The 22834-nt window shown below is 68.6% G+C and carries 17 protein-coding genes; 6 read left to right on the top strand and 11 right to left on the bottom strand.

The genetic code is table 11. The features are described 5' to 3' along the window. Positions 1-127 precede the first annotated feature (127 nt). Positions 128-1432, bottom strand: a complete 1305-nt coding sequence (locus ACQCX5_RS05925) for an O-antigen ligase family protein (RefSeq protein ID WP_434541087.1) — start codon at positions 1430-1432, stop codon at positions 128-130. Next, the gene (locus ACQCX5_RS05920) at positions 1429-2685 is read right to left on the bottom strand and encodes a glycosyltransferase (protein WP_434541086.1); all 1257 of its coding nucleotides are present in this window, start codon (positions 2683-2685) and stop codon (positions 1429-1431) included. The genes ACQCX5_RS05925 and ACQCX5_RS05920 overlap by 4 nt, the downstream gene beginning before the upstream one ends. Positions 2686-2767: 82 nt before the next feature. Between ACQCX5_RS05920 and ACQCX5_RS05915 the strand changes: the two genes are divergently transcribed. Next, positions 2768-4207 carry a lipopolysaccharide biosynthesis protein gene (locus ACQCX5_RS05915; protein ID WP_434541085.1) on the top strand — a complete coding sequence of 480 codons (1440 nt, stop codon included), beginning with the start codon at positions 2768-2770 and terminating at the stop codon, positions 4205-4207. Here ACQCX5_RS05915 and ACQCX5_RS05910 read toward each other — a convergent pair. Next, positions 4137-5477: a glycosyltransferase gene (locus tag ACQCX5_RS05910; protein WP_434541084.1), complete on the bottom strand. Its 1341-nt coding sequence runs from the start codon at positions 5475-5477 to the stop codon at positions 4137-4139. The two genes, ACQCX5_RS05915 and ACQCX5_RS05910, sit on opposite strands and share 71 nt — an antisense overlap. A gap of 47 nt (positions 5478-5524) precedes the next feature. On the opposite strand from ACQCX5_RS05910, the gene ACQCX5_RS05905 reads away from it, so the two are divergent. Then, positions 5525-6643, top strand: coding sequence for a glycosyltransferase (locus tag ACQCX5_RS05905; protein ID WP_434541083.1), 1119 nt, complete (start codon positions 5525-5527; stop codon positions 6641-6643). Positions 6644-6978: 335 nt separating this feature from the next. Here the strand turns inward: ACQCX5_RS05905 and ACQCX5_RS05900 are convergent, their stop codons facing one another. The 6 genes from ACQCX5_RS05900 to ACQCX5_RS05875 all read right to left on the bottom strand — a co-directional run bounded on the left by ACQCX5_RS05900 (position 6979) and on the right by ACQCX5_RS05875 (position 14599). Continuing rightward, positions 6979-8283 carry a hypothetical protein gene (locus ACQCX5_RS05900; protein WP_434541082.1) on the bottom strand — a complete coding sequence of 435 codons (1305 nt, stop codon included), beginning with the start codon at positions 8281-8283 and terminating at the stop codon, positions 6979-6981. 13 nt (positions 8284-8296) lie between these two features. Further along, positions 8297-9526: a mannosyltransferase family protein gene (locus tag ACQCX5_RS05895; RefSeq protein ID WP_434541081.1), complete on the bottom strand. Its 1230-nt coding sequence runs from the start codon at positions 9524-9526 to the stop codon at positions 8297-8299. Further along, positions 9523-10995, bottom strand: a complete 1473-nt coding sequence (locus ACQCX5_RS05890) for a hypothetical protein (protein ID WP_434541080.1) — start codon at positions 10993-10995, stop codon at positions 9523-9525. The genes ACQCX5_RS05895 and ACQCX5_RS05890 overlap by 4 nt, the downstream gene beginning before the upstream one ends. Further along, the gene (locus ACQCX5_RS05885; RefSeq protein ID WP_434541301.1) at positions 10992-13268 is read right to left on the bottom strand and encodes a transglycosylase domain-containing protein; all 2277 of its coding nucleotides are present in this window, start codon (positions 13266-13268) and stop codon (positions 10992-10994) included. Before ACQCX5_RS05885 ends, ACQCX5_RS05890 begins: the two co-directional genes overlap by 4 nt. Positions 13269-13278: 10 nt before the next feature. After that, entirely contained in the window at positions 13279-13698 is a 420-nt protein-coding gene (locus ACQCX5_RS05880) for a DUF5318 family protein (protein WP_434541079.1), read from the bottom strand. Positions 13699-13891: 193 nt separating this feature from the next. After that, positions 13892-14599 carry a glycoside hydrolase family 19 protein gene (locus ACQCX5_RS05875; RefSeq protein ID WP_434541078.1) on the bottom strand — a complete coding sequence of 236 codons (708 nt, stop codon included), beginning with the start codon at positions 14597-14599 and terminating at the stop codon, positions 13892-13894. A 400-nt stretch (positions 14600-14999) separates the two neighbouring features. Here ACQCX5_RS05875 and ACQCX5_RS05870 point away from each other — a divergent pair, with 400 nt between their 5' ends. The 4 genes from ACQCX5_RS05870 to ACQCX5_RS05855 all read left to right on the top strand — a co-directional run bounded on the left by ACQCX5_RS05870 (position 15000) and on the right by ACQCX5_RS05855 (position 19499). Next, entirely contained in the window at positions 15000-16745 is a 1746-nt protein-coding gene (locus ACQCX5_RS05870) for a D-glucuronyl C5-epimerase family protein (RefSeq protein ID WP_434541077.1), read from the top strand. 173 nt (positions 16746-16918) lie between these two features. Then, positions 16919-17500 (top strand): DUF4333 domain-containing protein, encoded by a 582-nt coding sequence (locus tag ACQCX5_RS05865; RefSeq protein WP_434541076.1) that lies wholly within the window; start codon positions 16919-16921, stop codon positions 17498-17500. A 32-nt stretch (positions 17501-17532) separates the two neighbouring features. Next, positions 17533-18693 (top strand): DUF4352 domain-containing protein, encoded by a 1161-nt coding sequence (locus tag ACQCX5_RS05860; protein ID WP_434541075.1) that lies wholly within the window; start codon positions 17533-17535, stop codon positions 18691-18693. Between the two features lie 140 nt (positions 18694-18833). Further along, entirely contained in the window at positions 18834-19499 is a 666-nt protein-coding gene (locus ACQCX5_RS05855) for a hypothetical protein (protein ID WP_434541074.1), read from the top strand. A 368-nt stretch (positions 19500-19867) separates the two neighbouring features. Here ACQCX5_RS05855 and ACQCX5_RS05850 read toward each other — a convergent pair whose 3' ends face one another. Next, positions 19868-20920, bottom strand: coding sequence for an aldose epimerase family protein (locus tag ACQCX5_RS05850; protein WP_434541073.1), 1053 nt, complete (start codon positions 20918-20920; stop codon positions 19868-19870). Continuing rightward, a complete protein-coding gene (locus ACQCX5_RS05845; protein WP_434541072.1) occupies positions 20917-22821 on the bottom strand; it encodes a glycoside hydrolase family 2 protein in 1905 nt (634 codons plus the stop codon). Before ACQCX5_RS05845 ends, ACQCX5_RS05850 begins: the two co-directional genes overlap by 4 nt. Positions 22822-22834 lie beyond the last annotated feature (13 nt).

Raw genomic sequence — 22834 nt, 5'->3', positions numbered from 1 at the left:
TGCCGGCGGGAAGATTGCCTGCCGGCGGGAAGTTTGCCTGCCGGCGGGAAGTTTGCCGCGCGGCGCCGGGCGGCAAAGTTCCCGCCAAGGGGCAAACCTGCCGCCGGGCGGCAATCCCGGACGGGCGTCAGGGGGTGGACGGCGCCCCAGCCCGGGCGATGATCGTCCGGCGCCGCTTGGCCTGCATCTGCAGCGCCGCGAACGCAGCCGCCAGGAACATGTGCACCCAGTAGTAGCGCAGCGTCGAACTCGGCACGATGCCCAGCACCGGCATCAGCACGGTGATGCACACAGCCGAAACCTCGCGCCAACCGGCGGTGATGCGCAGCTGCCACACCCCGCGATAGAGCACATAGGCCCAGACCAGCACATAAGTGATCATCGCCGGCAGGCCATACATGGTGACCAGTTCGAGCAGCAGGTTGTGCGGGTCCATCAGCATCTCTTCATAGAGCAGCGCCGCGTCCTCGCGGAAAAGCACCATGTTGCTCCAGCCCGCCCACAGCCGGTGCGGGTCGTCGAGCAGCATCTGGATGGTGTTGCCGATGATGTCGCCGCGCAGCGCCGTCGAGCTGTCCTGCACGAACGGGGTGGCCATGAAGAACATGCCCGCCGCCAGCACACACAGCAACAGCACCAGCATGTTCGGCACCGACAGCAACCGGCGCCGACGCAGCCGGGCCGCGGTCAGCGCCACCAGCACCATGCCCAGCCCGAGCCCGATCAGGGCACCGCGTGAGCCGATGACGACGATGAAGAACGTCAGCGCCAGCAGGGCACCGATGCGGGCGATCTTGACCAGCGGGCCCACGCGGGCGCCGAGCAGCAGCTGTGCCGTCAGCAGCACCCCGAAGATGGCCATGGCCACCGAGAAGTCGTTGTAATTGGGAAAGAACCCGGCCACGATGAACCGGTTGCCGGCCACGGCGGCGGCGGTATTGGCATCGGGATAGATCAACGGCAGCAGCTTGACGCCGCTGATCACCTCGAAGATGCCGCTCAGCAGGCAGGCCCACAGCCCGAACAGGATGCCGTTCATGAAGAACCGCAGCGCGTCGCGGGTGGCGCTGGTGCAGGTGATCGCCGCGGTCATCACGATGAGCACGGCCATGATGGTGGCGTTGTTGACCACCGGCACACCCGGATTGGTCAGCCAGGCATAGGTCGAGGTGACCAGGCTCGTCAGCAGGAACAGCCACAGCAGCGCCGTCTGCGGGCGGGGCCAGCGGATGCCGTCCCAGACCAGCACGACGAGCGGCAGCAGCCCCGCGAGCACCACGCTCAGCGGCAGCCGCAGGATCAGGAAGACCGCCACCACCCACAGCAGGAATGCGGCCGACCGGGTGCGCCGCGTGAACCTCACCGGGGTGGCCGTGCCGAACCAGCGTTCGGCCAGTCCCTGCCGTGCTGGCGCCTGCTCGGTCTGGCTCACGCGTGGCTCCTGGGTTCGGCCAGCGCGGCGAGCAGGTCAACCACCTGCACCGCGTTCGCGTCGGCGTCGTATCGGTCGGCCACGATCATATGCGCCGCCTCCCTTTCGGCCCGCAGCTTGGCGCGTTCGGCCCAGTCAGCGAGGGTTTCGGCGATCTCGTGCGGCGTCGGGGACGACCCCAGCAACGCACCGCCCGGGCCCTGGGCGGGCACGAGCTCGTCGATGGCCCCCACCCGCGGGGCGAGGGCCGGCACGCCGTGGGCCATGGCCTCCATGATCGAGACCGGCACGCCCTCTGATTCTGAGGTGTTGACGAACACGTCGACCGGTTGGCCGGCCAGATGCGCAGTGACCTCGTCGGGGCTGACCTGCCCGGCCCAGGTGACCGTGAGGTTGGCCGGCGGGGTGCCCTGCGCGGCCCTGGCCCGCAGCTCGGGCAGCAGCGTGCCGCCACCCAGGTGCGTCCACGAGACCTGAAGGTCGGGGCGAGACTCGGCGAGCAGGCGGGCGGCGTCGACCAGACGGTCGATGCGTTTGACGGGCAGGGCGCTGGCGACGCTGAGGATGGCCACGTGGCCGGGCGCCGACGTCGCGGCCCGCTGTGCCGGGATCGGCGTACCCAGCGGGGCGTGGTGCACCACCCCGGCCGGTACGCCGAAGGTCTTGACGGCGACCTGTCCCCCGCTGACCGAGACGGGCAGCAGCAGGTCGAGGTCGCCCGCGAGCTGTCGCTTCAGCCCATGGAACCCGGCAGCGTGGCGCGACTCGTGCAGGTCATAACCGTGCACGCGGGTGGCGACATGGCCCACCGCGGCCGGGTCGGCACGTGTGGCGAGCAGTGCGCCGAGGGTCCAGACGTCGAACCAGTAGCTGTAGACCACATCGATGCGGCCGTGGCGGCGGGCGTCGTCGAGCAGCAGGTCGCGCACCAACAGCGCATTGCGGGTGGCCTGCAGCGCCTCGGTGGCGGTGGCGCGGTTCAGTCGGCGCTGCGACCGCAACCAGCGCAGGTCGCGGAACAACCACGGGCTGACCAGCGCTTTCGCCGTCGCGAGGGTCCGTTGGCGGCTGGTGGCCCGGGCCAGCGTCAGGTCGACGGTGATGCGCTCGTCCACCCCGACCGGCTCGCCGGCAGCAGCCCAGGGCATGACGGTGACGCGTCGTCCGGGCCCCGCCCAGTGGGCGGCCTCGGGCGCGACGAACTGCTCGCCGGGTGGGTACGGAAAGGCCCGGGTGAGCACGAGTAGGCGCATGGGGCCAGTCTGCCAGTGCCGCGCCCGCGGGTGCCCGCGCCGCCGGGCTGTCACGCGGCGCGACCACGTAGCATGGTGCGTTGTGAGTGACGATCCGCGCCCTGAGGTGGCCCCCGACCCCACCGAGGACGCGCCCGCCGCTGCGGCCCCGGCCCACGAGGCGCCCGCGTCGTCCGGGTTGATGGCGAAGCTGCGCCAGAAGCTGTCGGGCCAGGAGTTCCTGAAGCATGTGCTGACCCTGATGACCGGCACCGCGTCGGCGCAGGTGTTGCAGTTCGTGGCCATGATCTTTGTCGCGCGGTTGTTCACGCCCATCGAGTTCGGTGTCTACGTGCTCATCATGTCGGCCGTCTCGACGGTGGTGCCCATCGCCGCCGGCCGCTACGAGCTGGCCATCGTGTTGCCACGCAGCGACAACGACGCCCGGCAGCTGCTGCGGCTGAGCACCTGGATCAACGTCGTCGTCAGCCTGGTCACGATCGTGGTGATGGTCTGGCTCGGCCCGACGTTCGCCCATCTGCTCACCGACCAGTCCGACCCGAATGCCCCCGCGATCGAACGCTCGCTGCGCAACTGGCTCTATGCGGTCGGGCCGATCGTGTGGCTGGTCACCCAGCTGGGCGTGATGTCGTACTGGCTGACCCGCACCAAGAACTTCCGCCAGGTGGCGCAGAACAAGATCTACCAGTCGGGCGCCGTCTCGGGCCTGCAGATCGGCACCGGCCTGGTCGGCATGGGTGTCTCGGGACTGGTGCTGGCCACCGTCGCCGGCTACCTGGCCTCGCTTGTCAACCTGATGCGCAACACCCGTGGCCAGTACCGGTTCGACCCCGACACGGCCGCGCCGGCATCCAAGGGTGCGCTTGCCCGTCGCTACTGGAAGATGCCCGCCCTCAACGGCCCCAATGCGCTGGTCGATGCGGTGCGGCTGAACGGCATCAACTTCTTGATCGCAGCCCGGTATGCCGGTGGACCGGTGGGCCAGTTCGGCATGGCCTGGCGGCTGCTGCAGGCCCCGATGGGTCTGATCAATGCCGCGGTCTCGCAGGTGTTCTTCCAGCGGTTGGCCACGGTCAGGCGCGGGCAGATGACCTCGATCGTGTGGCGGGCGGTGCTGCGGTCAGCGGTCGTCGGCATCATCCCGTTCGCGCTGATCTGGTGGCTGTCGCCGTGGATCCTGCCGTTCGTGCTGGGCAGCCAGTGGCAGCTGGCCGGCGACATCGCCCGCGTGCTGGTGCCCTGGCTCTACCTGAACTTCATCACGTCGCCGATCAGCACGGTGTTCGTCGTGGTCAAGCGGCAGTTCACGATGCTGCTGTTCTCGATCGCCTATTGCGTGGTGCCGCTGACGCTGATCTGGGTGCTGCCACAAGACCTTCTCGCCACCATGAACTGGGTGGCCTGGTCGATGTTCGGGCTGCTGGTCGTCTTCGTCGGGCTGGCCCTGCTGGTCAGCTGGCAGTACGACCGTGGTTTCGGTCGGTCAGCTGATGAGGACGAGGCAGAAGCGGCGGCCTGGTGAGCTCCTGGACGAAGGCCGGGTAGACGACGGCCTCGTTGAACGCCTCTTCCCACCTGGCGCGAGCGGCGCGGCAGATCTCGGCATAGCGTTCGGGCGGGGCCGTGACCAGCGCATTCAGTGCCGATGCCGCTTGCGCGTCCTCGAAATCCTTGGGCAGCAGGTAGCCGTTGACGCCGTCGATCACGATCTCGCCGACCCCACCGACGTCCGTCGCCACCACCGGAATGCCCAGGGCGATGACCTCCATGATCGAGACCGGCACGCCCTCGGATTCGGAGACGTTGAGGAATGCCACCGGCCGCAGCTCGCGGTAGCGGTCGGCCAGTTCGGCATTGGCGACATAGCCCGGCAGGTCGGCATGCCCCGGGCCGAGGGTCTGCTCGGCCTCGGTGCGCACCTGGTCGAGCAGGTCACCGGTGCCCTGACCCGCCGAACCCTGACCCGCCGAGCCCTGACCCGCCGAGCCATAGTGTGTCCAGGCCACCCCGCCCTCGAGGCCCGCGAGAATCCCCGGGATGCGGTCGACCCGCTTGACCGGCACCACGAACGAGCACGACACCACGCGCGCGGGCTGCTGGCGGCACTCGACCGGTGCGCCGGGGTCGCGGGTGCCCAACCGGCGGGTGGTGACCTTGGGGGCGAACCGCGGCCAGGTGCGCTGCAGCAGGGCCGTGCCGTGGTCCGAGACCGGGTGCACCTCGTCATAGGCACCCAGCAGCAGGCCCCGCTCGGGTACGTGGCCGAACGGGGATTCCTCGGGGTACAGGTCGTAGCGGTGGGCACGGCTGACGAGCTTGCCCACGGCGACACCGCGGCGGCGCAGTTCATCGGCGAGCAGCATGCCCACGCGTGCCGTCACATGCAACCAGTAGGAGTACACGACGACCTGCTCGAAGCTGCCCAGCCCCAGCGCGTCGAGCTGTGGGGCCAGCTCACGCATCGACTGCTGGGCGCGGCCCTCGAACAGCGATTCGGTGGCGACCTTGCCCGGGTGCAGCGGTGCCCCGCCGGGGCCGCGGCGCAGCACGTGCAGCGCACCCCGGGCCACGGTCGTCGCCGCCGCCAGCCCGGTGGGCCGCGGGCCCCCCGCGCGCAGCACCGTGCAGTTGTCGGGCACCGTCCGGGTCTGGGACGCGTCGGCGGGCACCTGCGTGGCGACGATGACGACGCGGTCGAAACCGGCGGCGAGGTGGCCGATCTCGTTCTCGAGGAACTCCTCGCCCTTGTGGAACGGGAAGACGTTGGTCAGCAGGACGACGGCGCGTGGCATGTGCCGAGAATACCGAGCGGACGCGCCGCCGCCCTAGACTCCCACCCATGACCAAGGCGAGCGTCATCTACCACGTGCCCTACGCGCTGCAGTTCAGCAACCCCACCGGGGGCGGCGTGCGTCCGGTGAAGATGTTGCGGGCGTTCGAAGAGCAGTACGACGTGGCGGTGGTCGCCGGTGACGCGGCCCAGCGCCGTGAGGCGATCGGGCAGGTAATGCACGACATCCGCGCGGGCAGGCGCTTCGAGTTCTGCTATTCGGAAAGTTCGACGATGCCGACCGCGCTCACCGAGTCGCACCACCTGCCCACCCACCCGCTGCTCGACTTCAGCTTCTTCCACCAGCTGCGGGGGCACCATGTGCCGGTGGGGCTGTTCTACCGCGACATCCACTGGCGGTTCCCGATGTACAAGGCCGGCACGACGCTGCCGAAACGCCTCGGGGCCAAGCTGTTCTACAACGTTGACCTGGCCGCCTATGGCCGCACGCTCGACCACCTGTTTCTGCCGAGCACCGAGATGGCGGCCTATGTGCCGCTGCCCCGCCAGGTGCCGGTCTCGGCGCTGCCGCCCGGCCACGAGGGCGGTGCCCCCGACCCCGAACCCACGCCCGCCCCGGTGCGGCTGTTCTATGTGGGCGGCACCAAGCAGAACTACCGCATGCATGAGTTCATGGCGGGGGTGCACGCCGTGCCGCCGGTGCAGTTCACCCTGTGCACCCGCCCGGACGAGTGGGCGAACTCGCGTGCTGACTACGCCGAATGGTTGGACGACAGCATCACCGTGGTGCACGAGAATGGCCCGGGCACGGCTAAGTACTTCGCGGCGGCCAACATCGGGGTGGTCGCGACCGAACCGCAGGAGTACTGGAACTTCGCCGCGCCGCTGAAGGTCTATGAATACCTGGGCCACGGGCTGCCGATGATCGCCAGCGAGGGGTCGCTCGCGGGCCGGTTCGTCGCCGAGAACGGCGTCGGCTGGACCGTGCCCTATCGCCGCGAGGCCTTCGCCGAACTGTTGCGCGAGCTCGTGGCGCACCCGCAGCTGGTCAGCCGGGCCCGCGACAAGGTGCTGGCGGTCAGGGACGACCACTCGTGGGCTGCGCGGGTGCGTGAGGTGGCGCGGGTGCTGGGTGAGGTCGACGTGCGGGCACGCCGCCACGACTGAGGCTGGGGTTGGGTGGTTCGCGACCCCACCACCCCCCTCGGTGCACGCCGACACCCTTGGGAACACCCCGACACCCGCACAACCGTGTCAACGCGCACACAAAGGTGTCAACGTGGACGAAACATGCCGCCGGTGGTGATGAAGCGGCTCGGCAAATGCCCTCGTCCAGCCCCCACGACTGAGGCTGGGGTTGGGTGGTTCGCGGCCACCCCCCTCGGTGCACGCCGACACCCTTGGGAACACCCCGACACCCGCACAACCGTGTCACGCGCACACCAAGGTGTCAACGTGGACGAAACATACCGCCGGTGGTGATGAAGGGCAACCGCGGGGGGTTAACGCTCGCTCGGGGATGGTGCCCGACTGAACACCGCCGCGAAGCACACCCACCACCAGAAGCTGACCGCGAAGTTCTTGAACAGGTAGAAGTCGAACGCGAACGCCACCAGTCCAGCCGCCAGGGCGAGGACGATGCCATCGCGCCAGCTGTCCCCCGGCAGCAACGAGGCGCTCGCCCCGTCAACGGGGCGGCGCCACACCTGCACCGCCCGCCACACCAGCACCGCCACCAGCACGCCGACCATCGCCAGCCCGACCATGCCAAGCTCAACCCCGACCCCCAGCAGCACCGAGTGCGGGTTGGTCAGCACCACCCCGGCCGATGAGCCGACCTCGCCGCGCCACGGCACCACATACCAGCGGGCGTCGAACGAGTACCACGGCCACAGCCGACCAGAACCCACCCCGACCAGCACATTCGTCGGCGATTCGGTGAACACCGACCATGCCGTCGCCAGGTTGCGCTGGCGCAGTTCATCGCCGAAGACCAGCACATGCCGGGCCGCCGGCACGAACGCCACCACCGCGGCCCCGACCAGCACCACCCCGGCGAGCACGAGCCCCGCCAGCCGGCGGTTGATGCGGCCACCGAGCCAGGCCAGCACCACCACGACGAACACCGCCAGCGTCAGCACCCCGGCCCGTGAACCGGTCAGCACCACGCACAGCACCGACGAGGTTGCCCCGACCAGCGACCAGCGCACCCGGTGCCCCGCCATCGCCGCGCCCATGAACACCCCGGCGCACAGCAGAAAGACCAGGTGGATCGTCGCCGACCCGCCCATGCCTGTGGCCAGCCGCGGCGAGTCGTGCACCAGCACCGCCCGCGGCCAGGCCACCAGCGACGTCAGCACCAGCGCCACCGCCGCCCACCACAGCCGCGCCAACCGCTGCCCGGCCGGCACCAGCAGCACAGCCACGACAGCGGCCGCCATCGTCAGCCAGGCCGTCGCCAGCGGCACCAACCGGTGCACCAGCAGCGGGCCCGTGAACGTGTCGGGTGGCACCACGGCGGGGCTCGTCCTCGAGGTCACCAACGACTGGCCGCTGACGACGGCAGAGACCGCCGCATACGCCAGCACCGCCGTGAATGCCCCGATGGCGACCCAACCCGGACGACCGACCTCGCGCAGGCGTGACCAGACCAGGGGCAACCCGGCCACGACGACCAGGGCATAGCCGACCAGGAAGGCGCTCCACGTCCAGTCCGGCCCCACGAGCCCGCGGCGCAGGTCGAAGAACTGCATCACCACCAGCGCTGGCAGCAGCGCCCAGCCGGCGAGGTTTCGTACTGCGGTCATGGCTCCCGTCCCGTCATGATGCCCACTGCCACGTGTACAGCAACCAGGCCCACCCGGCCGCGACCAGCGCAGAGATCGCCGCGAGCACCCCGATCAGCATCGCGACCGGCACCCGCCAGGGCCCCGTCCGGCGTTGGAACGGCTGGCCCAGCACCGCCCCGATGGCGAGGAACAGCGGGAACCACAGCAGCACCGCCCGGTTGATCGACATGTACCAGTAGCTGGTGCCCAGGGCGACCACCTGCAGACCCACCCACGTCGCCTCGGCCCAGCGGCGGCGCACCAGGCAGACGAGCGTGACCGACACGCCCACGGCCATCGAGATGACCTCGGCGGCGAAGATGAGCGCCACCCGTGGACGATCGGGCCATGCGGACGGTACGGCCGCGTCGAGGGTGCGTTGCAATGCCTCGAGCGGAGGGGTGAACTGGCGCGACCAGCCCACTTGTTGCGCCTCGAACCAGGTCAGCCACGACCCGGTCTGGGTGTACAGCCAGGCCGGGTAGGCGAGCAGCGCGGCGGCGGGGATGACCAGCCAGGCGGCGTTGCCGACCCGGGAGCGCCAGTCCGTCGCCCGCTTCGAGCGGTGCAACTGGTCGTCGCGGTCATTGCCCACAATGGCCAGCACGCACAGCGCGGCGATCAGGAACAGGCCCGAGACCCGCAGCGTGCACGCACACGCCGCGAGCACGGCGGCGGCAGGCCACTTGCCGGCGCGGGCGCGTTCCCAGGCCCAGAACGCGGCTGCACAGAAGGGTGCCTCGGTATAGGCGACGGTGGTGAACACCGTGGTCGGGGCGAGCAGCCAGGCGCTCGCAGCGATGGCCCCGGCCACCGGCTGGTGCTTCTTGCCCCAGCCCCAGCCCTGGCTGCCCAGCCGGTACAGCGCTGCTGCGGCGAACGCCGAGCTGACCAGCGACAGCAGCGCCCCGGCGACCGGGGGTGCGATGCCGATCGCGGACGCCCCGCGCAGCACCAATGGCAGCCCGGGGAAGAATGCCCAGTCGTTCAGGCCGGAATACCCGTGGTCGGCGAGCCGGATGTAGTGCTCGGCGTCCCACCCCGACAGGGCCTCGGTGAGCGTGAAGCTGCCGCGCAGCAGCGACCACAGCAACACGATGACCAGTCCGACCCGGGTCGCCGCCCAGACCAGCGCGACGACGAGTTTCGCCTCGGCCGACGTGCCCATGCGGCGGCCGCGGGCCGCCGTCGCTGCCCGCATACCCGCTGCCCGCACACTCATCGGCGGCTGGTCGACGGGCTCGGTGGTGCGACGGGCTGCGTGCCGGGCTCGGGCGTCTCGTCCCGGGCCACGACCGCCGGCGGCGGGTTCTTCATCCAGGACGCGTCGGGGGCGTAGTCGAGCGGGCCGCCCTGCGGGTCGTCCACCATGCCGACGCGCACCTCGTCGTCCCAGGGGTGCAGCATGTCGTCGGCGATCTTCCAGATCATCCAGCCTGCGCCCAGCAGCCGCACGATGATGGCCAGAGGGTAGGCGCCGTCGTCGTTGACGCCCAGGCGCAGGTTGCCCTGCAGGTGGCCCCAGACGGCGGCCCAGTACAGCGCTTCGGTCAGGCTCCACAGGGCCCAGTCGCGCAGTCTCGGACGGGCCAGCGCCACGAAGCCGACCGCCCACAGCACGTACTGGGGGCTGTAGGTGGGGGCCAGCACCAGCCCGACGAGCACCAGCAGCGCCGCGACCTGCGCCACCCGGGGACGGGCCGGTGCCTGGAAGGCCAGCAGCACCACCCCACCCATGGCGGCGGCGACCAGCAGCTTCGACAGCGCAGGTTCGGCGCCGAGCGTCCAACCCTGCTCCTGCAGGATCCACCAGAACGAGCCGTAGCCCACCTGGGGGTCGAGCAGCGCGAGGTACGACCGGCGCAGCGACTCGGGGTTCAGTGCCAGGGCGGCGACGGAAATGGCTGCCAGGGCCGCTCCGGTGGCGATGATGTAGCGGGCGAGCACGTCGAGCAGGCCGGCCCGCACGCAGAGCACCGTGATGGCGACCACCAGCACCGCCGGGGCAATGCCCGCGCCGAGCGCCAGTCCGGTGAGCACGCCCGCGAGCACAGGTCGTCCGGTCGACCAGGCCATCAGCGCGAGCGCGGTGAGCGCAGGGGCGACCAGGTCCCAGTTCAGCAGCGCGCAGGTGAAGATGCCGATCGAGGTGGCGATGTAGGCACCGTCCCAGCTGCGGCGGGGGGCGGCCGTGAGCCGACCGGTCGCGTCGCGGGCGATGCCGACGGTTGAACCGCGGCCCATCACCATGTGCGCGATGACCCAGGCCAGGAAGAAGCAGGACAGCACGACGGCGTTGACGACCATGAACACATTGCCCGAGTCGAGCACCTGCTGCGGTGAAGCCGTCGGGGTGACGGGGGTGAACAGCCCGGTGATGGCGCGGCCGATGTCGATGATGGCGGCCACGACCGGGGTCTGCGGGATCGTGCCGCCCGCGGCCGCGGCGCCCGTGCCGAGGCCGTTGGACTGCCACACGATGGGCACGTCCGAATAGCACATGCGCATCATGGTCTTGACGGGTGCGTCGACCTGGCTCTGCTGGCAGAACGACTGGTGGCCCATCTTGAGGGCCCAGACAAGGGTGGCGACCAGGATCAGCCACGGGGCAGGGTCGAAGAACATCCCCTGCCTGCGCGCATGACGACCGGTCGGGCCGCCGATGCGACCCGGATCCACCCGCAGGCTCATGTATTGGCCCCCGTGGGTATCTCGGAGGGCAACAGGTCGGTCGGTCGGCCCGGTGGTCCGGTGCGGGTGGTCTCGGACGCCGGCGGGGCTGAGGTTTCGGCTGCCGTGGTTTGTGCCTCAGACGTCTGGGTGGCGGTCATCGTCGGTGCCTGTGAGGTCGTCTGGGCGCTGGACGGGGCCTGACTGGTCGACGGTGCGGCGCTGGTCGAGGGCGCTGTGCTCGAGGGCTGCGCACTCGGCGTCGACTGGATCGCGGTGGGCGTCTGGGACGAGGTCTTGTTCGAGTTCACGAACACCGGCTCGGCGAACGGCTGGTTCTCGCGGCCCTCGAGCGCGACCTTCATGTAGGCCGCCCAGGTCTGCGCCGGGTAGGTGCCGCCATAGAACGTGCCGTCACCGGGCCGCTTGTACGGGTCGAGGTCACCAGTGCCCTGGTCGCCGGCGACGTACATCACCGACGTCGAGATCTGCCGGGTGGCGGCCACGAACCAGGCCGAGGTGATCGCATCGCCCACACCCGAGGTGCCGGTCTTGCCGGCGATGTCGTGGCCCAGGTTGCGCACGGCGCCGCCGGTGCCCTGGTCGACCACCGACTTCAGCGCGTGGGTGACGTCGGCAGCGATGTCGGGCTCGATGGCCTGGGTGGGGGTGGTGTTGGCGGTGTAGACGACGTTGCCCTGTGCGTCCTTGACCTGCTTGATCACGTGCGCGGTCGACCGCTTGCCCTCGTTGACGAAGGTGGCGAAACCGATGGCATTGTCGAGCGGGCTGACCTCGGCGGTGCCGAGCGAGATGCGGTTGTTGAGGTCCCAGCCGGCGCCGGTGGGCACACCGGCGTCGTTGGCGGCCTTGATGACCTGGGTCGGGCCGTCGTCCATCTGCTGGGTCATGTCGACGAACGCGGTGTTGATCGACTGTTCCGTGGCACGCAGCAGGCTCACGGCATCACCGTACTGGTGGCTGAACTCATTGCGCACTGTGGACGTGTCACCGTCGGGGGTGAACGTGTTGCCGTTGAACGTGCTGCGCAGGCTGAACCCGTCACGCAGTCCGGCGACAGCGGCATAGGCCTTGAACGTCGACGCCGCCGGGCGTGCCGTGGTGGCCCAGTTGCGACTGTTCTTCAGGTAGTCGGCCCCGCCATAGAGCGCCAGCACCTCACCGTTGGTGGCATCGACCGAGCTGATGGCGACGTGCAGCTTCGAGGCGTCCTGCTTGGGGCGGGCGCTGTCGGCGGCCGTCTTCGTGTACTGCTGGGCCGCGGTGACGGCGGCGTCCTGCAGCTTCTTGTCAAAGGTGGTGGTGACCTGCAGTCCCCCGCCGTTGATCTGTGCGTCGGTGAAGCCCCGGTTGAGCAGTTCGTCGCGCACCAACTTCATCAAGAAGCCCTGCGGACCGGCGTAGCGATTGTTCAGCGGGATGTCGGGGAACGTCGGCAGCGCCGCATAGGCCTTGGTGTGTTCGGCCTGGGTGATCGTGCCCATCTCGAGCATGCCGTCGAGCACGTAGCGGTAGCGGTCGAGCAGGCGTCCGGCGTTCTTCTCGCCCTCGGACGGGTCGAACAGGCTCGGGTTGTTCAGCACTGAGGCGAGCACGGCCGACTGCTCGACGGTCAGGTCTTTGGCGTCGACGAGGAAGTAGGCCCGGGCGGCGGCCTGGATGCCGTAGGCGCCGCGACCGAAATAGATGGTGTTGAGGTAGTCGCGCAGGATGTCCTCTTTGCCGACCTCGCGGTTCATCTTCACGGCCAGCGCCAGTTCACGCAGCTTGCGCGTCATGGTGCGGTCGCTGGTGAGGTAATAGATCTTGATGTACTGCTGGGTGATGGTCGACCCGCCGCCGGTGATCTCACCGCCGCGGATGATCGACAGCGCCGAGCGGGCGATGCCGCTGGGTGAAATGCCGCGGTCGGTCCAGAAGGATCGGTTCTCGGCCGCGATCACGGCGTCCTTGATGTTCTGGTTCATCTGGTCGTACGGCACCGTCTGGCGGTTCTGCACCGCGAAGTTGCCCATCTTGGTGGTGCCGTCGTTGTAATGGATGAACGTCGTGTTGGTCGAGAAGTCCTTGTTCGGGTCGGGCAGCGTGGTGCGCTGGTAGAACACGATGGCGGCGATGGTGGTGGCCAGTGCCATCACCAGCACGAGGATGCCGAGCACGGCGAAGCTGCGGCCGATGATCTTCCAGGCCTTCGACTGCTTGCGGGCCGGGCCCTTGGCGCCGCGCTTCCGGGTTGCATCCTTGGCGGTCATGCCGCGCTTCGGGTCAGCCATGCGCTTCGGGTCAGCCATACAGGTCCTCAACAGTTTGCTGGCGCCGCGGCGGGCGGCGCTTCTTGCCATCACCGAGCACGAAGGCGGTGATCATGTGGTTCCAGCGGCAGTCGGGGCACACCTCGACCACCCGCACGGTGAACTCGCCGAACTGGGTCTCCATCTCGTCGAGCTCTTCGCGGGACTTGATGCGCCCCGAGAACTGCCCCAGCTGGTCACCGAAGACGTAGTGCAGCACCATCATGGCGTCCGAGGCGCAGATGGGGCACTCGACGTCGCTGGGTTCACCGTGGTGCTTCGCAGAGCTGACGAGCAATGGCTCGGCATCACACGGGTCGTCGACATTCAGGGCACGCCCCGGACGCCGCAGCGCCTCGAGCGTGGCCCGGCGCTGCAGCGCGTAGCTCACCTCAAGTCTGCGCGTTTGCATGCCTTCCAGCGTACGGGCAAGTCCAAGGGTGGGCGAGTGGGATGGGGGTGGTTGGGTGGTGGAGGGTGTGGTGACGCCGACACCCTTCGGAACACGCCGCGGCCTCTTCAGCCGTCCCGACACCCACACGAACACGCCGACACCCGCAGGAAGGTGTCGACGTGCACCCAAAGGTGTCGACGCGCACCTCTGCTCAATGCCGGTAGCACACCGTCGACGCCGGGGCCGGGGTGCCGCTGAAGTGCTGGTAGGCCCGCTTGAAGGCGTCGCAGCGCAGCTGGTCCTGGTAACTCGAGGCGCCGTAACCGATGTATCGGCTGATCAGGCCCATGTCGAAGCCGTCCGCGGCCTGGTTCGAGTGCGGCCGGTGCACGGTCCAGTACCAGCGGGCGATGGGCGCGGACCACTCCAACGAGGCAGCCAGGTTCGGGTTGCCCGCCAGGTTCACCCCCAGGTGGTTGCCCGCCGCCGAATAGTTGTACGAACCCGTCAGCTGGATGTAGCCGCGTCCGCGGTAGTACGCACCGGACCCGGCCTCGTTCAAGGCGTAGTCAAACGTCGATTCATAGGCCAGGGTGGCCAGGAACGCCGCCTTGCGCTCCGGGGTCGTGATGCCCGCCAGCCGCATCTCGCGGTTGAGCGACGGCAACCCCTCGGCCACACGCGGCGATGTCGACACCTTCGCACCGAAGATGGCCGTGAGGTCGGCGAGCGTGACGTCCTGCCCCGGCGCATGGATAAGCCCGTGGCGAATCGGCGGCCGCTGCGTGTGCGTCGCCGCGCTGACCGGTGCCGGCACCGACTGTGCCTGCACAACGGGTTGGCCGGCAGGTTGGCTGGTGATCGCGCTGGACGACGCAGCCGTGGACGACTCCACGGTGATCGACGGCGCAGTCGACACAGGCGCAGTCGACACAGGCGCAGTCGACACCGGCGCACTCGACACCGGCGGCCGGGTCGGTCCCGCCGCCGGGCTGCTCGGCCACCCCAGGCCCACCACCCCCAGCAGCAGCAGCCCCAGCATCGCGGGCAGGGTCGTGAATAAGCCCGTCACCATCGCCACGCTCCCGTCCCATCGGTGCCATCAGTGCCACCATCGTCAGCGGGCCGGCCGACACCACCCGTCGGGCCACCGGGGTTCCACAGGCTTTTGTCAGCCTGCATTCAGGTTGTCTCATCATGCGACCGGCCCGACAGATCCGGCTTCATGCCTGCCGACTTGGGGTTTCACTGTGACGAAACAGCTTGTCACCCCAGATTCACCTTGTTCTCATCTGGGCTTGGCAGCATCCTTGCCTGTGATGCCCGACCCACGCAGCCTCTTCCAAGCCCCCCAGCTGACCCGTCGCACACTCCTCGGCGCGGCAGGTTTCGGCGCATCCGGCGCCGCAGGGCTGTCCGTGCTGGGCGTCTCGGCGTCCCCGGCGATGGCCGACGTGCCCGCCACCGACGGCGCCCCCGAGTTCGGCTTCACCTCGTCGCTGCTGCTGCCGTTCGGCCAGTACCGCCACTTCGCCCATCCCTGGCACACGCCGCTGATCCCGGGCGAGGACCACCTTCGCCTCGACCCCGGTACCCTCGGCGACGGTGCCCCACCACTGCTCGAGGACGAAGGCCGCTCGTCCGGCCAACCCTCGACGCAGACGTCCGGCAACAAGTCGGCACCACTCGGCGCGGCCGACACCCCGGACGTGCCCCGCGGGTTCAAGCCCGTCTCGCTGCGCTACGACCCCGCCCCAGACCAGGTGCTGCAGGCTGATGGCACGATCCTGCACCGGCGCACTGACGGCAAACTCATCGACCACCCGACGCAATCGGGCGGATGGTTCGCCAAACTCAAGCTGAGCTATGAGATCACCCGCGAGACCGGCTACCTGAACGCGGCCATCGCCCAGGCCACCCGCATGCGCCAGCTGCTCAAGCCGGCCAATGGGGCGCTTTGGGCCACCTATGACATGCCGACGAGTCACAAGGGCGTCGCCCTGCCTCGTCCATGGGTGTCGGCCTTCGGGCAGCAACAGGTCGTGCAGACGATGCTGGGCATGCACAAACTCACCGGCGACACGTCGTGGGTGCGGGTCGCCGAGCAGGCGTTCGCCGCGTTCACGGTGCCGCGCGACCCCGCCAACCCGGGCCTGTGGGTCACGGCCAAGGACGAGGCCGGCTACCTGTGGTTCGAAGGGTTCCCCACGACCCGGGGCACGCCGACGATGACCTACAACATCCACCTGACGGCGTTGTACGGACTGGCCGCGATGTATCCGGCGCCGTTCAGCGCGACCCACCATGAGCAGGTAAGGGCGCTGGTGCACGCGGGAATGGCTACTGCGGCTCATTACGCCTCGGCGATCCGCAACCCGCAGCAGGCCTCGTTCTATTACGCCAACCCCAAGGTCGACCCGCTGACGCACAAGTTCTACCACGCGGCCAATGCGGGGGCGATGTGGACGATCTATGACCGCACGGGTTATGCCCCCATGGCGTGGTGGGCGACCGCGCTGGCACGCGACTTCCCGGTGCACCGCGGCGGCGGACTGGTGTTCATCAAGGCCGGCACCTATACCTTGCGCAAGGTGTGGGACGACGACTCGGACGACGGCCGCACCTGGCAGGTGACCTTCAAGACCGACACGCGGTTGAAGGCTGATTCACGGCAGGGCGCCCGGGCCGGGGTGGCCGGGGCCAACAAGCACCAGCGGGCCTGGATCCGGCTCGCCGGCGGGCAGGCGCCGGGATGGTGGATCCACGAGACGCCGGGCAGGGCATTCCTGGAGGGGTTCAACGTCGACCGGATGGATTTTGCCCAGCCCGTCGAGGTGTTCTTCGAGCCCGGGGTGAGGATTCGCGGGGTGTCGAAGAATGCCCGGGGGTTCGATGTCGCCGGCAGCGAGGTCTACGGCCAGTGGAAGACCCAGTCGTCAGCGCTCGTCGACACCGTCTCGACGGTCGGCGGCCGCCAGTACGTGCGGGTGATCAACGGGCTGTTCAAGGGCAAGTGGCTGAACACGGGCTCGAGTGTGCACCTGGGGCCGACGTACCTGGGCTAGTGGGGACGCAGTCGGGCCTGGCCCTCCTCCAACTTGGGGCCCCAAAACATGCCCCGGTTGGCGACGAAGACTGGGCCCACATCGTCGCTCGTACTGAAAATGAGCCCCTGGTGGTCGACCACGCACCGGCGCTGCTAGGATCCTGTCGCAATTGGGATGCGATCAGGAGAATCATGGCATTCTGTACACAATGTGGCGGTTCCCTCACTGCCACGAGCAAGTTTTGCGGGCACTGCGGCACCCCAGTTTTTGAAACACCCGACTCCCCTGCGCTGCAGCACGTCGAGCCAATGCCTGTTGGTCTGGGGTCCGCACGTGCCAGCGCCGACTACCCGCCTCATGCGCCCACTTTTACCACGGCTGCTTTCGCGGCCCCGGCCCACGCCGTCCAATACCCCCCGACAAGTCAGCTGACGCCCAGCCCCCACCAGTTGCTGCAGCCGCCCAGGCCGAGCCACGCGGGTATTTGGGTGGCGGCCGTGCTCGCGGCTGTGCTGCTCATCTTCATTGGAGCCATCGCCTGGTCAAACAGGGCCCCCACCCTCAACACCGATGAAGTCGAAACGACCATCCAAAGAAAGATGTACCTCGAGCTCCAGACTCCGGTCACCATCAACTGCCCACGCTCACCCAGGATCGAGGCAGGGTCGAGCTTCCGATGCAACGGAGACATTCGCGACACAGGCCTCTCCTTCATCGTCCTCGTGAGAATGTTGGACGACGAAGGCGCCTACACGTGGGAAGTCCTGCGCTAACTCCGCCCATTTTTCATCACCAAGAAGGACCCATGTTGCTGCGCCCCCTCGTCGCGGCCCTGCTCGCGCTGACCATGCTCGCAGGCTGTACCGCCACCACTTCGCAGACCACCAGCCCCACCACGGCAGCGACCACCCCGTCGAACACTGCCGGTTCACCCGCACCAGTCACCTCGTCGAAACCCGCATGTGGCGTGCCCGTCAAGCGCGGCATCTGGGACTCCGTGCTGTGCGCCGACGGGTCACCGAACCCCGCTGTGAGGGCCGACCTGACCGCCCGGTTCCCCACGGTCATGGCCCTGCCGGCCAACGCCACCTGGACGATGGTGGTCGAAACCATGTGCACGGTGTGGACCGGCGGCGCGGATTCCTACCAGTTCGCGCAAGCCTATGAGTTCAAACGCGCGGAGCACGGCTGGACGACATTCCGACCCGCGGCAGAGATCCCGGAGATGCTGGACAGTGAGGAGGACCCGTGCAGAGTCGCCAAGAAGTCGCAGGGAAAGCTGCCCCGCCACGACTGCCCCATGCCGATGAGGATGCAGAACGGCACCCTTCGGCCAGTGCTGTGTGACGATGGCTCCCCCAACGCGAAGATCGAGGACGACCTGCGCGCCTCCAATCCCCGCACGATGGCGCTGGCCGCCGACGCCACCATCGATGAGGCAATTGCCGCTGTCTGCAGCGACCGGAGGCGAGGTTCCAACCAGATCGCCCTGAGCGCCTACGAGTGGAAGCTGGCAGAGCAGGGGTGGGCAACCCTGCCCTCAGTCGAAGAGATGAACCGCATGATCGTCGACGAGGATGCGTGTGCCAAGGTTGCCGGCTCAGGTCTGGGTCAGACCGCTGAGATGACGAAGGTCAGCATCACGGTGGACGACCTCGAATTGACCTACCCGAGTTCTGCGCCCGGCTATTACACCGCCAGCATCCGGGTCACGACGTGCTCCAAAGAGCCTGTGAACGTGGGCAGCATCCCGTGGACAATGATCACCGCTGAGGGCACCAGCTACCAGCCTGTCGTGCCGGTGGAGGGCAATCCCTTCTCCCCTCGTTACCCTTCCGGCAAGGACCTCAGCCCCGGCGACTGCGCCAGTGGCTGGTTGCATTTTGAGTTGCCCAACGACAGCACACCCCAGACGGCCAAGTACACGACCACCCACGGCGACAATGCCAGCTGGACCCTGGGCTGACGATGAGCACCATGGACGGACCCATGCGGTTCTGCAACCAATGCGGCGCGCCGCGTTCGGGCGACCAGCCCTTCTGCTGGCGCTGCGGGGCCAGATACGAGGCCCTGGGGGCACCGGTTGCACCGGTTGCCTCGCATGCGGTGGCACCGCACCGAGGTGATGCCACCGAAGCCGACTCGCGTCGCGAACGCTGGCCGATTGTGCTCGTCGTGGTCACCGCCGTGGCGGTTGTCGGCGCCATGCTCTGGTGGCAGGCGGGCTTCTTCCGCCCCGCCGCCACCCAGCCGTCCACGACGGCGGCCGCGTCCACGGGCACCGCGACGAGTGCACCCGGGTCAACTGCGCCCGAGTCGACATGGCAGCTCGGATTCGACGGCCTCGGCCCCATCAAGTGGGGCGCGCCGCGGCAAGAGTTGCTGCAGGCGGGGTGGGTCAACATGCCGACGACCGGCCCCTGCACAGCACCCGAGCCACCAGAACACCTGCGGCACGACATCGGCCTGTTCTTCCACCAGGACACGGATCGCCTCGAGCTCATCTCGGTCAAGTCATCCCGGTTCCCCACCGACAAGGGCGCACGCGTCGGCACTACCTGGGCCCAGCTCACCAACCTGTACAGCGGCACGCTCACCGTCGAGTACAAAACGGTTGGGCAGAGCTCGATGCCCTACGGGGTGGTTCGGCGAGGCGATCTGGAGATGATGTTCCTCTTCTCTGGTGACCCCGCAAGCGACGACCACCTGCAAGTGGAATCGATCATCCTGCGCAACTACTCCCCCGAATTCAGTCCCGGCGACGCCTGTTGAGAGCAACTCCTCGCTCGGCACGATGGCTGGCGATTCGGCAGGTCAACCCATTCGCACCACGCTCCCCCTCAGGTGCATGACGCTCCCTTTCCGTTCACCGCGCTCCCGTAAGGCCCGGCATTACCGGGAGCGGCGTGGCCATTGAGGGAGCGGCGTGCGATTTCAGGGGAGCGGCGTGCTCCCGGCTGCGCTCGTCCGGGACGACGGCCCACGTCGACACCCTTGCACGTCGACACCCTTGCACGTCGACACCCTTGCACGTCGACACCCTTGTGTGCACGCCGACACCTACCCACGGGTGTCGACGTGCTCACAAGGGTGTCAGGACGACTGAAGAGGGTGTCGGCGCGCTCACCACAGGCAGCTCGTCACCCCGCGAAATGCCACTCGATCCGGCTCGTCCACTCGTCCCCCGGGCGCAGCACCACATCACCGGCCCAGTCCTGGTTCGGCGAGTCCGGGTGCACATCGGGCTCAAGTGCCAGCGCATGCCCCTGCCCCAGCGCACCATTCCGCGATACCAGCGAACCATCCAGGAAGTTGCCGCAATACACCTGCAGCGCCGGCGCATCAGCCACCAACCTCAGCACCCGCCCGGTCACCGGCTCAGTCAGCACCGCCACCTCACGCAACCCGTCCCCGAGAATCTCGAACGAGTGGTCAATGCCGCGCACGGCCCTCACCTGCGGGTCATCAGAGCTCACGGCGTCCCCGATGCGCACCGGCTCACGCAGGTCGAACGGCGTGCCCTCGACCGACGCCAACCCCGACGCCTGCGGCAATGACTCGCCATCGATCGGCAGCCACTCATCGGCATGCACCTGCAATGTGTGGTCATATGCGCTGCCACCCGAGGCCAGGTTCACGTACAGGTGGCTGGTCAGGCACACCGGCGTCGCCTGGTCGGTCACTGCCGACAGCGCCAACGCGAATCCGTCAGCCAACAGCTCATACCGCGCCCGTGCCACCAGCTCACCGGGGAACCCCTGGTCACCATCGGGGCTGGTCAGCTCGAACGTCACCTGGTCCCGGGACGACGACACCACGGACCACGTGCGGTGTGAGAAGCCTTCGACGCCGCCGTGCAGCGTGTTGCCGCCCTCGTTCGTGCTGACCTGGTGTTCGACCCCGTCAATGGTGAACCGGCCACCGGCGATGCGGTTGGCATAACGCCCCACGACCGCGCCGAAATAGCCGCCACCAATGCCGTTCTCGAAGCCCTCGACCGTGTCGAACCCGACCAGCATTTCGGTCGCCGGGTCCTCACCGTCCAGCCGGTAGCTCATCGCCGAAGCACCCGCGTCGAGCACCTGCAGCCGCGCGCCGCTCGGGGCGGTCAGCGTGAACCTGCGCACCGGTCGTCCGTCACGGGTGGTGCCGATCACTTCTTCAGGGGCACCGGCTTGCGTAGCCTCAGTCATCCCTTGATCACCTCATTCATCGTCTCGATCGGAATCTGCGAGTCGCCGTGCCCCTTGATGAGTGCACGCAGGGTTTCGACCGGCAGCTTCGGCACCCGGAACTCGTCGCACAGGCCGTTCGCCTCTTGCAGGGTGTCGGTGAGTTGAGTCCAGCAGAAACCGGCCAGCACCGGCGAGCGACGCACCGGTTCGATGATCGCGCGCACCCGCGCCTCGTAGTCGGCCGCGTCCGACGCCGACGAATAGCCCCAGGTCTCGTCGGCGCTGCGGGCGGTGACGAACTCCACTCCCCCGAACTCGGTGAGCAGCACCGGCACGTCGCTGCGCTGCCGGTCGCCGACGACCAGCGGACGACCTGCCGGCCCACACACGCCGAGCAACGGCGGCAGCCCGTCGGCCGAATACCGCTCGGCCAGGACCTCACCGCGCCACTCGTAGTCATGAATGGTCATCAGGTCTGAATCGGTGTGCTCCCAGCCGTCGTTCGAGACCACCGGCCGGGTCGGGTCGAGCGCCCGGGTGAGCTCGGTCAGCCCGCGGGTGAACGCCGCCTGCGCCGGCACCCGCGAGATGTGCGTGACGCCCCACGACTCATTGAACGGCACCCACACCAGCACCGAGGGGTGCACCTCGTTGGCCCGCACGATGTCGACCCATTCGCTGGTCAGCCGGTCGACGGCCTGCGAATCGAACGTGTACGCCGCCGCGGTCTCGCCCCACAGCGTCAGCCCCATGGTGTCAGCGAAGAACAAGAACCTGGGGTCCTCGACCTTCTGGTGAATCCGCGCTGAGTTGAACCCCAGCTCGAGGATCAGCGCCACCTCGTCCTTCATCGCCTGCACCGACGGCGGGGTCAGGCACGACTGCGGCCAGTAGCCCTGTTCGAGCACCGAGCGCAGCGAGAACGGGATCGAGTTCAGGGTCAGCCCTGCACGGTTGACCCCGACTTCGCGGTAACCCAGGTATGAGCGCACCTCGTCGGACGTCTCGTCGCCGGTGTCGTCGACGCCGTGCACGACGACCGCGGCATCCATCAACGACGGGCGGTGCGGCCACCACAGGTAGGCCTCGAGGTCGACTCCCGAGGTGACCTTGGCCAGCGACAGCACCACCTCGGTCGACTGCTCGGCCACGGTGACGCTGGCCTCGGCCAGCAGGTCACCCGCGAACGCGATGGCCAGGTCGACCTGCACGGGCGTGCGGGGCCGGGCATCGAGCTCGACCACGGCCCTGACCTGCGCGTTCGAGATGTCGGGGCGCCACACCACACGCGCCAGGTGGGTCGGCGGCACCGACTCGAGCCAGACCGTGCGCCAGATGCCCGACGTGCGCCGGTACCAGATGGCGTGCGGCTGTTCGAGCCAGTCCTGCTTGCCGCGCGGTTGGCGCCCGTCGTGGGGGTCGTCGAAGGCGCGCACGGTGACCACATGCTGCTCGGACGAGGGGTCGAGCGCATCAGTGATGTCGATGCCGAACGGCGTCTGGCCGCCCCGATGGGTGGCCACCAGCTGCCCGTCGACCCACACGCTCGCGTCGTAGTCGACGGCCCCGAAATGCAGCAGCAGGCGTCGTCCAGCGGTGTGGCCGGCGGCAGCGAGGTCATCGGCGGACAACTCGATGCGGTACCACACACACGGGTGGAAGCCCGGCTCGTCGATGCCTGAGCGCGCCGACTCGGGCGGGAACGGCAGCTGGATCTGCCGGGTGAACGGCCCATCGGTGGCATACCAACGCTCACGCAGCCCGACGAGGTCGTCGTCGTGCGCGAACCCGACCAGGCGGTCGAGCAGCACGGCCGCACCCCGCACCAGCGTGGGCCGGGGATAGGAGCCGTCGCCCTGCGACGCAGGCTCGGTGCAGGCGAGTCGCGCCGCAGTGGTGCGGTGGGCGGTGGTGGTCATCGTGGTCTCCCGT

This window comes from Aestuariimicrobium sp. G57 (genome assembly GCF_050110855.1).
GTDB lineage: Bacteria > Actinomycetota > Actinomycetes > Propionibacteriales > Propionibacteriaceae > Aestuariimicrobium.
Note: the sequence above shows the minus strand (reverse complement) of the source record. Positions and strands in the feature narration are given on the sequence as shown.